At 68.5% G+C, this 12386-nt stretch carries 10 protein-coding genes and 1 tRNA gene; 3 read left to right on the top strand and 8 right to left on the bottom strand.

The features are described 5' to 3' along the window. Positions 1 to 186 precede the first annotated feature (186 nt). Positions 187 to 1308 (bottom strand): alpha/beta hydrolase family protein, encoded by a 1122-nt coding sequence (locus FHP25_RS16455; RefSeq protein WP_147848030.1) that lies wholly within the window; start codon positions 1306 to 1308, stop codon positions 187 to 189. Next, positions 1305 to 2192, bottom strand: coding sequence for a LysR family transcriptional regulator (locus FHP25_RS16450; protein ID WP_147848064.1), 888 nt, complete (start codon positions 2190 to 2192; stop codon positions 1305 to 1307). The genes FHP25_RS16455 and FHP25_RS16450 overlap by 4 nt, the downstream gene beginning before the upstream one ends. 94 nt (positions 2193 to 2286) lie before the next feature. On the opposite strand from FHP25_RS16450, the gene FHP25_RS16445 reads away from it, so the two are divergent. Then, a complete protein-coding gene (locus tag FHP25_RS16445; RefSeq protein WP_147848063.1) occupies positions 2287 to 3036 on the top strand; it encodes a sulfite exporter TauE/SafE family protein in 750 nt (249 codons plus the stop codon). Here FHP25_RS16445 and galE read toward each other — a convergent pair. After that, on the bottom strand, positions 3031 to 4008 hold the full coding sequence (galE, locus tag FHP25_RS16440; RefSeq protein ID WP_147848029.1) for a UDP-glucose 4-epimerase GalE: 978 nt from the start codon (positions 4006 to 4008) through the stop codon (positions 3031 to 3033). The two genes, FHP25_RS16445 and galE, sit on opposite strands and share 6 nt — an antisense overlap. A 109-nt stretch (positions 4009 to 4117) precedes the next feature. Continuing rightward, positions 4118 to 5311: a glycosyltransferase gene (locus FHP25_RS16435; RefSeq protein WP_178133570.1), complete on the bottom strand. Its 1194-nt coding sequence runs from the start codon at positions 5309 to 5311 to the stop codon at positions 4118 to 4120. Between the two features lie 138 nt (positions 5312 to 5449). Between FHP25_RS16435 and asnB the strand changes: the two genes are divergently transcribed. Continuing rightward, a complete protein-coding gene (asnB, locus tag FHP25_RS16430) occupies positions 5450 to 7276 on the top strand; it encodes an asparagine synthase (glutamine-hydrolyzing) (protein ID WP_178133569.1) in 1827 nt (608 codons plus the stop codon). 14 nt (positions 7277 to 7290) lie between these two features. Next, a complete protein-coding gene (locus FHP25_RS16425) occupies positions 7291 to 8892 on the top strand; it encodes a hypothetical protein (RefSeq protein WP_147848026.1) in 1602 nt (533 codons plus the stop codon). 15 nt (positions 8893 to 8907) lie between these two features. Here the strand turns inward: FHP25_RS16425 and FHP25_RS16420 are convergent, their stop codons facing one another. From FHP25_RS16420 to FHP25_RS16405, 4 genes are all read right to left on the bottom strand, one after another. Continuing rightward, entirely contained in the window at positions 8908 to 10155 is a 1248-nt protein-coding gene (locus FHP25_RS16420; protein WP_147848025.1) for a glycosyltransferase family 4 protein, read from the bottom strand. Between the two features lie 57 nt (positions 10156 to 10212). Beyond that, positions 10213 to 11442, bottom strand: coding sequence for a glycosyltransferase family 4 protein (locus FHP25_RS16415; RefSeq protein WP_147848024.1), 1230 nt, complete (start codon positions 11440 to 11442; stop codon positions 10213 to 10215). A 52-nt stretch (positions 11443 to 11494) separates the two neighbouring features. Continuing rightward, positions 11495 to 11569: transfer RNA gene (locus FHP25_RS16410), tRNA-Thr, on the bottom strand. A gap of 49 nt (positions 11570 to 11618) precedes the next feature. Further along, positions 11619 to 12377, bottom strand: coding sequence for a class I SAM-dependent methyltransferase (locus tag FHP25_RS16405; RefSeq protein ID WP_178133568.1), 759 nt, complete (start codon positions 12375 to 12377; stop codon positions 11619 to 11621). Positions 12378 to 12386: the final 9 nt, after the last annotated feature.

Genomic DNA, 12386 nt, shown 5'->3' with positions numbered 1-12386 from the left:
CCTCCCGAACAACTGGTTCGAGGGCCGTGGACGATCCGTGCCTTGACGGTCAATCCGGCCGCCGGTCACGCATATCCGCGACCTGCCTGCGGCGAGCATACCCCGCCGCAACGGGGCTGTCGCCCCACATCTGCCGGCGCCGGATTCCTTTCGGCAGATCATCACAAGATGGCTGACGTGGCGTCGTCAGCGCCGCTGCGCCAGCACGCGGTCGACGGCCGACCATATCGACCAGGCATTGGCGATGCTCACGGCGTTGAACTCGACATGGCCGATGCCGTCGATCAGGTAGAGCGACGTGGCGCCCTTGGGCGCGGCGGCGGCCAGGGCCTCGCTTTCGGTGAAGGGGATGGTGGGATCGCTGCGGCCGTGCACCAGGATCAGCCGGGCTTTCAGCGCGCCCAGGTCGTAAAGCGCCAGATTCAGGGCATCGATGTTGGTGCGGATCGGATCGGGCAGGGCGGCCAGCAGCGCCGGCACCTTGTCCGGCACCTCGTTCTCCATCAGGTCGAGCACGGCCTGGGCATCGGCGGTCATGCCGGCACGCAGGTCGGCCGTCGGCGCCGCCGGATCGGCGAGCTTGCGCTGCGCCGCCTCTCGCAGCAGCACCGCGTCGGCCGGGTCGGGAAGCCGCTCGGCATTGGCCAGCATGAAGGTCCAGCGGGCGTAGGGGTTGGGTGCCCGTCGGTGCAAGCGGCCGTCGCCGATCCGGCGATAGGTGCCCGTGGTGATGTAGCGGATCACCTCGTCGGTATTGTGGTAGCCGCCGATGCCGACAATGAAGCCCACGGTGCCGTTGACGTCCGGCTCGAGCGTGGCGATCACCGCCGGGCCGACGCCATAGGAGATCGCCACCACGCCCAGCACCGCGGCGAGGCCCTGGCGGTGCAGCGCCCGCAGCGCGTCCGCCAGCACGTCGGCGTCGGCGCGCGACAACGCCAGGCGGCGCACCGCGGGCAGCTCCGGCACCAAGGTCGCGAACCCGGCCCGCGCCAGCGACTGTGCGAACGCCACCAGGTGCTTGTCCTCGCGGCCCAGGGCTGCGGCGCCGGGAACCAGCACCAGCGCCGCCCGGGCGCGACCACCCGGCGTGTAGAGGTCTGCCCCGACGGCACGGCCGTCGACCGCCCAGCGCACCGTGGTGCGGGTGGGCGCCGGCGTCACGTCTTGCCAAGGCGTCGGCGCACCACCGGCAGCGATGTCGAATGTCAGCAGCGCCGCTTCGGTCCAGCGCACGGGATGACCGACGACAGCGACAGCCACGAGCGCCACTGCGGCTGCCGCAAGCATCGCCTTCCAGCGTTTCATGCCGTGGCCTTGAGGTGCTCGACGAGGCGGCGGGCATGGACGGGCAGGGCGTCGAGGCGACGCGTGCAGATGACCAGACGGCGCAAGGCCCAGGGGTCGCTCAGGGCCACCGTCGCGAAGCGCAGGGCGCGGCGGTATCGCCGCGCCGCCGTCTCGGAGACGACGCCGATCCCGACGCCGTTGGCGACCAGGCGGCAGATCGCCTCGAAGCTGCGCATCTGGATGCGCGATTGCGGCGGCGCGCCGGCGCGGCTGGCATGCCGGCTGATGTACTCCTGCAGCGGATTGTCGGTCCCCAGCGTGACGAACGGATAGCGGGCAGCCTCGCGGAAGGCGACCTGCCGATGGCGCGCCAGGCGATGGCCGCGCGGCGCCACCAGCACCAGCCGATCGAGCGCGAAAGGCAGGCTTTCCAGGCCGGTCAGGTCTGCAGCATCGGTGACGATCCCGATATCGGCGAAGCCGCCGGCCACCGCCTGCGTGATGGCGTAGCTGGGGCGCTCCTGCACGTCGATATCGATGTTCGGATGCCGGGCAAGATAGGCCGCCAGCGCTTCCGGGAGGAACTCGCTGAGCGCCGCCGTGTTGCTCCACAGGCGCACGTGGCCGCGCAGGCCGCTGGCATATGCCCCCAGCTCGGCGCGCATGTGCTCCACCTGCTGCAGCACCAGGCGCGCGTGGTGCAGCAGCGCCTGTCCGGCCGGCGTGAGCGTCACGCCACGCCGGCCGCGCTGCAGAAGCGCTGCCCCCAGCGCCTGCTCCATGCCCTGGATGCGGGCGCTGGCCGACGCCAGCGCCATGTGGGCGCCGGCGGCGCCGCGTGTGATGCTGGCCGCTTCGGCGACGTGGACGAACAGGCGCAGGTCGGTGAGGTCGAAGCGCATCGCGGCCATCGGATCTGCAGCCTTCGGCGAGGACGAAGGCTGGCTCAACGGCTTCCACATTGTGCCCGGCGGCGCGGCGCTGCAAGTCGAGGGCATGTCCGAAGCATCCATCCTGCTGTTGTCAGCCATCGCGGCGGTGTTCCTGCTGGCCGGTTTCGTGAAAGGTGTCATCGGCCTGGGGCTGCCCACCGTGGCGATGGGGCTGCTGGGGGCGATCATGGCGCCGGCGCAGGCGGCGGCGCTGCTGATCATTCCCTCGTTCGTCACCAACGTCTGGCAGCTGGTGGCCGGCCCCCGAATGTGGCCGCTGCTGCGCCGGCTGTGGCTGATGATGCTGGGCGTTTGCGCCGGGACCTGGGCCGGGGCGGGGTGGTTGACCGGGGAGGGCGCCGGCCGCGCCACGGTCGGGCTGGGCATCGCGCTGGTCGTCTATGCCCTGGTGAGCCTTGCCGCCGTTCGACTGCATGTGCCGGCCCGCGCCGAGCCCTGGCTGTCGCCCGTCGTCGGGGCGGCCACCGGGCTGATCACGGCCGCGACCGGTGTGTTCGTGATCCCGGCCGTGCCCTACCTGCAGGCGCTGGACCTCGACAAGGAGGCGCTGGTGCAGGCGCTGGGCCTGTCCTTCACCGTCTCGACCGTGGCCCTGGCGGCGGGGCTGGCGCGCGACGGCGCGTTTGCCGCTCCGCTGGCCGGGACGTCGCTGCTGGCATTGGTGCCGGCGCTGGCCGGCATGCTCGCCGGGCAATATCTGCGCCTGCGCGTGCAGCCGGTGACATTTCGCCGCTGGTTCCTGCTGGGCCTGCTGGCGCTGGGCGCCTACCTGACCTTGCGTCCGTGGCTATGACGGCCGTGGCATCTGGCGGCGCCAGCGCAGCGCATGCTCGATCTGGGCCTCCAGGCCCAAGGTCGGCGACCAGCCCAGCTCGCGCTGGATCAGCGCTGTGTCGCACACCAGCTTGGCGACATCGCCGGGCCGGCGCGGCCCGACGCTGTGCGGCACCGGCCGGCCCGCGATCCGGGCCGTGGCGTCGATCAGCTGGCGCACGCTGTAGCCCTGGCCGCTGCCGACGTTGAGCGCCGTGGCCGTGCCGCCGTCGGCAAGGTAGTCGAGCGCGCGCGCGTGGGCGTCGGCCAGGTCGGCGACATGCACGAAGTCGCGCACGCCGGTGCCGTCGGGCGTGTCGTAGTCGTCGCCGAAGACGGACAGCGGCTGGCCCATGCCCAGCATCGCGTCGATGGCCAGCGGCATCAGGTGCGACTCGGGGTCGTGCGCCTCGCCGACCTCGCCGTCGGGATCAGCGCCGGCAGCGTTGAAGTAGCGCAGCGCGAGGCTGCGGATCCGGCGCTGTGGCGCGCGCAGCATCTGCTCGACGGCAAGCTTGGTCTCGCCGTAGACGCTGGCCGGCTTGAAGCCGTGCGTTTCGGCCAGGAGCGGCGTCCGGGGCGTGCCGTAGATGGCGCAGGTGCTGGAGAAGACGAAGCGCTCGACGCCGTGCGCCTCGGCCGTCTCGATCAGGGTCTGGGTCTTGGTCGTGTTGTTGTGCCAGTAGCGTTCGGGATCGCGCATCGATTCGCCGACTTCGATGTAGCCGGCGAGATGGATGATCGCTTCGGGCTTGTGACGGGTCAGAACCTCGGCCAGACGCACCCCGTCGCCGATGTCGCCGCGTTCCAGCGGTCCCCAGCGCACGGCCCAGTCATGGCCCTTCTCCAGAGTATCGTAGGCGACCGGAACGATGCCCGCCGATGCCAGACGCTTGCAGATCTGACTGCCGATAAAGCCCGCGCCGCCGGTCACCACAACGCTACGCGCCATGCCTGTCCTCCTGCCGTCGCGGCACCTAGCGTGCCTCAGGCGTGTGCGGCGAGAATCTTTTCGGTGACCCGCGCCTACCGGTCGGCGCGGGACGTGAACGCCGCAGACATCATGCAGCCGCGGCCGCCGGCACGCCGCTGCGTCGTGCCGCGGCGTCCTCGTACATGGCCTCCAGCGCGACGGCAACGTTGTCCCAGCGGTAGAGACGCTGCACCGTGTCGCGCGCCTTGTGGGCCAGGTCGCCGGCCAATGTCGGATCGCGCAGCACCGTGGCCAGCGCCAGGGTCAGCTTCTGCTCGTCGCAGCGCACCACCAGCGCACCACCCCCTGCCTGAACCTCACGCCAGATGTTGACCTGGTCGGAAATGACCACGGGCAGGCCGGCAGCCATGGCTTCGACGACAGCGATGCCGAAGTTCTCGCTGTAGGAGGGCAGGGAGAAGACGGATGCGGCGGCGAAGGCCGCCAGCTTGTCCTCGCCGCGCAGCATGCCGGGGAAGCTCACGCGGTCGGGCACGCCGTCGCGCCGCGTCCAGGCCTTGCACTGATCCAGCATGCCGTCGTCGGGGCCGGCGATCACCAGGTGCAGCGACGGATCCTCTGCCGCCAGGCGCGCGAAAGCCGGGATCAGCAGGTCCAGCCCTTTCTTGAAATGGAGCCGGCTCAGGAACAGGATGACACGCCGGCCTCGGGTCTCCGGGCAGATCTGGTAGAAGCGCTCGGCTGGCGGCAGGCTGTCGAAGCCGGACAGGTCGACGCCCAAGGGGACGATCCGGGCGGGCGCGCCGCCATCGAACGGCTGGCTGATCTCGCGTTCCACGTCGCTGGTGTAGTGGATGGCGGTCGCCTGCCGCAGGACGCGGTTCTGGAACAGCGTTTCCACCAGCTGCTTGCGGGCGCGATGGCGGCTTCGGATGTACGGATCGAGCATGCCGTGCGGGCGCACGATATAGGGGACGCCCAGGCGCTGGCACAGGCGCCCTCCCAGCCAGTCGTGGAACATGTAGAGCGAATGCAGATGCACGACATCGAACTGCGCCAGGTCCCGGCGCAGCGCCGATGCCATCGCCAGCGACGGTTTCCAGAAGCGCGGGAAATGGACCGGGTAATAGGTGACGTTGACCCCGTCCTGCTGTAGCCGGACCGAGGTCGGGACGGGCTCGACGCCGTTGCTGGCCCAGTTGGTGGTGTAGATCGTCACCTCGTGGCCACGCGCGGCCACGGCGCGGGCCATCTCCAGGCAGGCCTGGGCAGGGCCGCCGCTTTCGCGGGCAAGCGTCGCGATCAGGTGAAGGATTCGCATTGCGGGAGTCTGGTGCACAAATGATTGATTGTTCAGCGTACTTAGCATAAGTTATTAAAAATACTACAATTTATTGCCATTCTGTGTCTGGCGACCGACACCGGCCGCGTCGGGTTTGGGCCGGGAAGCGAGGCTTTGGTGTGCGGCATTGCCGGTTTGCTCCACTACGGCACAGGCCCCCGACCTGACGACCAGGCTGTGGTCGCCCGCATGTCAGCTACCATGGCGGCGCGCGGACCTGACAGCGAGGGCGTCTGGGCCAGCGACGACGGAACCGCCTTGTTCGCCCAGCGCCGCCTGGCGATCATCGATCCCGGCCCGGGCGGCTGGCAGCCGATGAGCTTCGACGGCGGTCGCCTGGTCGCCAACTATAACGGCGAGATCTACAACTATCGGGAGCTGCGATCCGGGCTCGAGGCGGCCGGCCGGCGGTTTGTGTCGCAATCCGACACCGAGGTCCTGCTGCACCTCTATGACCTGCACGGCGCGGGGATGGTCGACCGCCTGCGCGGCATGTATGCGCTCTCGATCTGGGACCGCGAGCGGCGCGCCATGTTCTTCGCGCGTGATCCCTTCGGCATCAAGCCGCTCTATGTTGCCGACGACGGCCGCACGCTGCGTTTTGCCTCGCAGGTGAAGGCGCTGCTGGCGGGTGGCGGCATCGACACCACACCCGAGCCGGCAGGCGATATCGGCTTCCTGCTGTGGGGCTCGGTGCCGGAGCCTTTCACCCTCTACAAGGGCATCCGGGCCCTGCCTGCCGGCCATACGATGACCGTTGCGCAAGGGCAGCTACCGGCGGTCCGCCGCTTCCATGCCGTCGCCTCGGTTCTGGCGGAGGCGGAGCGGGATCGGCCGGCCCCCACGGGCCAGGCTCGCATCGACCATTTGCGGAACTGCATTGCCGATACCGTGAAGCACCACATGGTGGCCGACGTGCCGGTGGGCATGTTCCTGTCGGCCGGCTTCGATTCCTCGCTGGTGGCGCAGTTCGCCGCGCCGCAATCGGCGCAGGCCCTGCGCAGCGTGACGCTGGGCTTCGACGAGTACCGCGGCACCGATAACGACGAGACCACCGTCGCGGCCCAGATCGCCGGGCATCATCGGACCGACCATCGCACGGTCTGGGTCGCGCGCGCCGAGTTCGCCGCCGCCCGGGATCATTTGCTGACGGCGATGGACCAGCCGACCATCGACGGCACCAATGTCTATTTCGTCAGCAAGGCCACGGCCTCGACCGGCCTGAAGGTGGCGCTGTCGGGCATCGGCGGCGACGAGGTCTTCGCCGGCTATCCCAGCTTCCGCCAAGTGCCGGAGATGGTGCGGCTGGTCGGCCGCGTGGGGCCGCTGGCCGCGCTCGGACGCGGTTTCCGCATCGTCAGCGAGCCGGTGCTGCGGCGCTTCACATCACCCAAATATGCCGGGGTGCTGGAGTACGGCGGCACCTATGGCGGGGCCTACCTGCTGCGCCGCGGCCTGTTCATGCCCTGGGAGCTGCCGGCGCTGGTCGATGTCGACTACCTGCGGCAGGGCCTGGCGGCGCTCGACTCGCAGGCCACCCTGGCGGCGGCGCTCGACGGCGTCCGGTCGGGCAACGGCCGGGTTGCGGCCCTGGAATTGAGCTTCTACCTGCGCAACCAGCTCCTGCGTGACGCCGACTGGGCCGGCATGGCGCACTCGCTGGAGATCCGCACGCCGTTCGTCGATGTCCGCTTCTTCCGCGATCTCGCGCCGCTGATCGTGGCCGACCCGCCGCTCACCAAGGCGGAGCTGCCGCCGTTGCTGGCGCCACCGGTGCGCGACATGCTGGCAGGGCGGCCCAAGCGCGGGTTCCAGGTGCCGGTGCGGACGTGGCTGGGCATGCCGTCGGGTCGCGACGCGCGCACGCGCGGCTGGCGAGCCTGGGCGCTGCAGGTGCTGGCAGGCTTCCGCCCGGGCAGCGATTTCGCGCGGCGCGCGGCGTAGCAGGGCAGGATCTGATGGGAATCGCGGTTCTTCTGGGCCTTCCGATCGCTGTCGCCGCCTGGATCGGCATCTGTATCAACTGGCGGTGGGGCGTGTACGGGCTTGTCGCCTATACACCGTTCACCGGCATCGTCGTGGCGATCCTCTATCCGTCACCGCTGGGGACGCTGGTGCGCGACATCCTGGTCGTGGTGCCGCTGTATCTTGCGTTCTTCGTGCTCAGCAAGCAGGCGCGCTACGATCGGATACCCTCCTTCCTCTATGCTGCGTACGGCGCCCTGGCCCTGTTCGTGATGTTTGCCGCGGCCAATCCCGGGGTTCCCAACCTCATGGTCGCCGGAATCGGCGTCAAGGTATGGCTGTCGTACGTCCCGCTGCTGATCGTCGGCGCCGCGTTCGTTCGCCATGAGGACGATCTGCGCAACTTCCTGCGGGCGCTGGTTGTTTCCGCGTGGATTCCCTGGGCGGTCGGCATTTTCCTCTTTGTCAGCGCCACGATGGACAACTACGAGCCCGTGGCGCGCTTCTTCTTCGGCGACTACGCGATGATCGCGACGTCGGAGTTCGGTGCCTTCGACAGCTACGGTGCCCGGCTGTTCCGCATTCCCGGCACGTTCCAGTACAACTCGCAATACGGCGTCTTCTGCTTCTTCATGTTGTTTCCGCTTCTCATGCTCCTGGAGGTCGAGCGCGAGCGCACATGGCGCGCCTTCACATGGGCCAGCATGATCGTCGGACTGGTGGCCGGCTTCACGTCCGGCGCGCGCGGCAACTTCCTGTTCTTGCCGCTGATTTTCGTCATGGTGCAGTTCTTCAAGTTCCGCGCCGGGGGGATGATCCAGGGCATCATCGGGGTCGGTGGCGGACTGATCGCGGCATTGGCGATCTCCGGCATCGACGGCAGCAAGATGTATGGAGAAGTAGGGCAGCTGACAGCCCGCTACAGCACCGAGATGGGAACCGGCGGCATCCTCGAGGCATTCGACCGCGGCGGGCTCCTGGGCCGTGGCGTCGGGACCAACACGGGCGGGGCCCGTCACGGTCTCGACGAAGCGACGGCCGCCCTGCTGAAGTCCGAAGGCGGGATGGTCGAGAACTACTATGCCAAGGCGATCGTGGAGCTGGGCTTTTTCGGCTTCATCGCTTTGATCGCCTGCCTGCTCCTGATGCTGCTCAGCTGCCTGCGCGCGCAGTTCCAGATCCGGTCGCCGGCGTTGAAGGGGGTCGCGGCATGTGGCACGGCGATGGCTGCCTTCATCGTCCTGGTGTCGATGAAAGGCTGGGCATTGGATGCCGAGCCGCTGAACTACTATTACTACCTCACGATGGGCATCATGCTGGCGCTGCCGCACGTGGACCGGCGCATGGCCGCGCGGGCTGCCGGCCAGGGCATTCCCATCCCTGCCGCCGCACCGGGCGCTGCGGGGCCGAGGCCGGCGGTGGCTGCCCGACCCGCCGGGATCGGACCAGGGCCGCGGCACCGCCCTTTGATCGGCAGGAATGGCTACTACGGCGACATCGTCGCCAGGCGGCAGATGGCCTCGTCACCCAGGGCAAGCGATGAGCGGGGTCCTAATCCGCCGGATTCCGGCAATCCGAAGAACGCCAATAGCTGAACCGCGGCGGAGCCTTCATCGCCGGATGGAGGGCAGCGCATCCAGCAGGGCTGCGAGGGACCGCCCGTAGGCTGCCGCATCGTGCGCCTCGGCGCGGGCGCGGGCCGCGGCTGCCATGCGCTGCCGCAGCACGGCATCATCGGCCAGGCGCGCCATCCGGTCGGCAAGGGCGGCCGGGTCGCGGATCGGCACCACAAAGCCCTCGACGCCGTCGCGGGCGATGCTGCCGGCGTTGGGTGTGACGATCACCGGCAGGCCGCTGGCCAAGGCCTCGTTGACGGCCATCGCCGAGCCTTCATGCAGCGACGGAAAGACGAAGATATCGGCGTCGCGGAAGATCGCAGGCATCTCCGCGTAGGGCACGTTGGCCATGTGGCGATAGCGGCCGAGATAGGGCTTGAGCCAGTCGCTGCCGTCGACCAGGCCGCCGACCAGGCCGATCTGGATGTCGTGCCGCGCCAGGAGCTTGGCCGCCTCCAGGATGTATTTGACGCCCTTGCGCATGCCGATCTGGCCGACGAACAGCGCGCGCAGGGCATGCTCCGAGCGCGGCGGCGTCGCGGGGCTGAAGCGTTTGGTGTCGATCGGATAGGGCAGCAGATCGATCGTGGCCGGATCGCGGCCGTTCTCGATCATGGTGTCGCGGACATAGTCGGATGGCACGATGACACGGTCGGCGAGCACAGCTTCGCGGGTCTGGCGCTCGATCCAGCCTTCGCTGGTGTCGCCCAGCGGGATCTGGGCGAATTCCGGATTGAGGCGCCGTTCCTCCTCGAGGATGCGCAGGCCGCTGCGCAGATGGCCGATCGCCTGGAACAGCAGGGAGGTCGTGCCGGCATCCTTGCAGGCCCGCAACGACTCCTCGCATGAGCCGTCGAAGCCGATGAAGATGTCTGGCCGCTCGCGCCGGATGCGTGCCGCCACCAGCCGATCGAAGCGCGCGTTGCGCCAGCGCAGGAGCGCCGACGTCATGGAGGCGGGTGCGGCGCGCGCCGCCAGCACGTGGATCAGCTCGGGCAGAGGATGCGTGATGATGTTCGTGGGAGCGATATCGGGATGGCGGCGCCGTCCCAGCTCGCGGGCGGCGCGCGTCCGCAGCCGGGATGGCAGAACCCGGGCGACGCCGTCAAAGGCATCACCCGGCCGGCTGTAGAAGGATGTCTCGAAGCTGATGGCCAGATCCATGCGCTGCAGCAACGCCACCAGCGGATAGAGCAGGGACGTGGCGCCGGGATGGGCGATCAGCAGACGGCGTTGGGCCATGGCGAACGCGTTATAGCATGTAGAGTTCAAGAGCGCGGCGCAGGCGAGCGCCGCTGGTCAGCGCGCACCGACGGTTGCCGCCAGGGCGGCCTTCAGGCCGGCCAGATTCTGGGCAAAACCCCAGCCATCGATGATGCGCCGGCTTTCGACACCCATGGCGGCGAGGCGGGTGCGGTCGGTCGTCGCATCACGCAGCCGCGCCGCCAGCGCCTCGGTGTCGCCGAAAGGATAGATGAAGCCGTTGACGCCTTCCTGCACCAGGTCGCGGGCCGCGCCGACGCGGTCGCTGGCGATCACCGGCTTGCCGGCGTTCATCACCTCGTTGACCACCAGTCCCCAGGTCTCGTGCGCCGAGGGCAGCACGAACACGTCGCAGAGGTCGTAGAGCGCCGCGAGCCGCTGCTGCGATTGAAAGCCGAGCAGGCGGATCGAATCCGAGAGCTCGAGGGTCGCGATGGCGGCCTCGACCTGCGGCCTCAGATCGCCGTCTCCGGCCATCAGCAGGACCGGTCGGTGTTCCGCCGCCACACCTGTCATGGCGCGGCCGAAGGCTTGCACGAGGTCGAGCGGCGCCTTGCGGCCGATCAGCTTGGCGGCATAGAGCATGATCGGCCGGTCCGCCGGCAGCCCCAGCTCTGCCCGCAGCGTCGTCCGATGAGAGCCGGCGGCGGCGGCGCGCGCCTGGAACCAGGCGTTGTCGACGGCGTAGCCGACCCGGAAGAACTTGCGTGCGTCTACTCCCAGCTCGCGCAGGTGCTGCTCGTTCATCGTGCCGATCGTGAGATAGGCATCGACCAGCCGGTCGATCAGCGTGAACAAAGCCTGCTTGGCGCCGCGGCGGGACCGGCTGGGGGAGCGGCCGAGCGCGCTGGTCTCATCGCGCAGCAGGACCCGGACCCCGGCGCTGCGCGCCGCCATCATCGCCCATAGATGCGGCACCCGGGCATAGCCATGAACCCAAAGCGCATCGAAGCGACCGGCGCGCAGCCGCTGGCGCAGCCCGACGCTGAACGGCCGCCAGGTGTCGAAATGGGCGTCATCGGGGTAGCGCAGGCCGGGCAGCACCGGCAGCACCTCGTGCTCGTATCCGTCCAGCAGGGGCACGTCCCATTCGATCGAGCGGCCGAACTCCGGGTCGACGAAATGGCGCGCCGAAAAATCCGAGGCGAAATAGGCTTTCAGGTGGATGTCGGGGTCGGCATTGATCAGGCGCAGCAGCGGCGCTTGATACTGGATCGGATGAGTCACCATGAAGGCGACCCGATACTTCTTGTCGGGTTTCGGCACGATGGGAACGTCCTCGCGGCGGGCGTCTGGCGCCCGCTGGTGGCGCAGGACGTGGTGCCGGGTGAGGGATTTGAACCCCCGACCAACGGTTTACAAAACCGCTGCTCTACCGCTGAGCTAACCCGGCATTCGACCCTCGGTCGATGTGTACCGATCCATTTCAGCCAGGGCAACAGTCACCACGGCCGGTTGTCGGCCAGCACGACAACTGTGGGCGCTTCACGATAGTGGTTGGTCGCCTGGCCCTGGGTATTCATGACCATGACACGGCTGAAGTGGCGGCGCACGATCGGCAGATCGTCGAAAATCGAATAGGAATAGGCCAATCCATCGCCTTCGGTGATGGAGTAGCCCTTGCCCCGCGTCTTGATCCAGTCGGCTGCCCGCCACAGTCCGACGGCATGCAGCGTCTGCTTTATTATTCGTGTCAGGGCGCTGCCTTGGCCGAAATTGTTGCAATCAGAAATGAACACGGTCTGGCGCGCGACGCGGACCATCTCGGCAACTGCCTGGGCTGGATGGCGCATATGGTGCAGGGCACCGAACTCGGTCACCACGTCGAAGCTTCCATCGGGAAAAGGCAGCCGGGTGGCGTCGCCGTCGCGTAGCTCCTCGGGGCCGAGCTTGAATTCACGGTGCCCGATGGCGCGGAAGTCGGCCGAGGGTTCAACACCGCACACCGTCAGTTCCGGGAAACGTTCACGCATCAGGTGAAGTGCGCGACCGGAGCCGGCGCCGACATCAAGGACCGATGCCGGCCTGGCGATGCTCATGTAGCCCAGCAGGATGGCCAAGGGCCAATCATGCTCAGCCTCGCTCCAGTTTTCGGTGATGTAGCGATCAGCCCGGCCGGCATAGAAGTCGAGCTGCTGGTGCCACTCATTCGATGTCTTGTCGGTTGATTGTGTGGTGAAGCGCTCGGCAGGCAGGCTCATGACGATCGC

Origin of the sequence: Vineibacter terrae (genome assembly GCF_008039615.1) — a bacterium.
Classification (GTDB): Bacteria; Pseudomonadota; Alphaproteobacteria; order Reyranellales; family Reyranellaceae; genus Vineibacter; species Vineibacter terrae.
Note: the sequence above shows the minus strand (reverse complement) of the source record. Positions and strands in the feature narration are given on the sequence as shown.

Bases quoted from the DNA above. Each gene is read 5' to 3' on its own strand.
- FHP25_RS16435 (WP_178133570.1), bottom strand. From the start codon at position 5,311: ATGCGAATCCTTCACCTGATCGCGACGCTTGCCCGCGAAAGCGGCGGC.
- FHP25_RS16445 (WP_147848063.1), top strand. From the start codon at position 2,287: ATGTCCGAAGCATCCATCCTGCTGTTGTCAGCCATCGCGGCGGTGTTC.
- FHP25_RS16425 (WP_147848026.1), top strand. From the start codon at position 7,291: ATGGGAATCGCGGTTCTTCTGGGCCTTCCGATCGCTGTCGCCGCCTGG.
- FHP25_RS16455 (WP_147848030.1), bottom strand. From the start codon at position 1,308: ATGAAACGCTGGAAGGCGATGCTTGCGGCAGCCGCAGTGGCGCTCGTG.
- galE (WP_147848029.1), bottom strand. From the start codon at position 4,008: ATGGCGCGTAGCGTTGTGGTGACCGGCGGCGCGGGCTTTATCGGCAGT.
- FHP25_RS16405 (WP_178133568.1), bottom strand. From the start codon at position 12,377: ATGAGCCTGCCTGCCGAGCGCTTCACCACACAATCAACCGACAAGACA.
- FHP25_RS16420 (WP_147848025.1), bottom strand. From the start codon at position 10,155: ATGGCCCAACGCCGTCTGCTGATCGCCCATCCCGGCGCCACGTCCCTG.
- FHP25_RS16450 (WP_147848064.1), bottom strand. From the start codon at position 2,192: ATGCGCTTCGACCTCACCGACCTGCGCCTGTTCGTCCACGTCGCCGAA.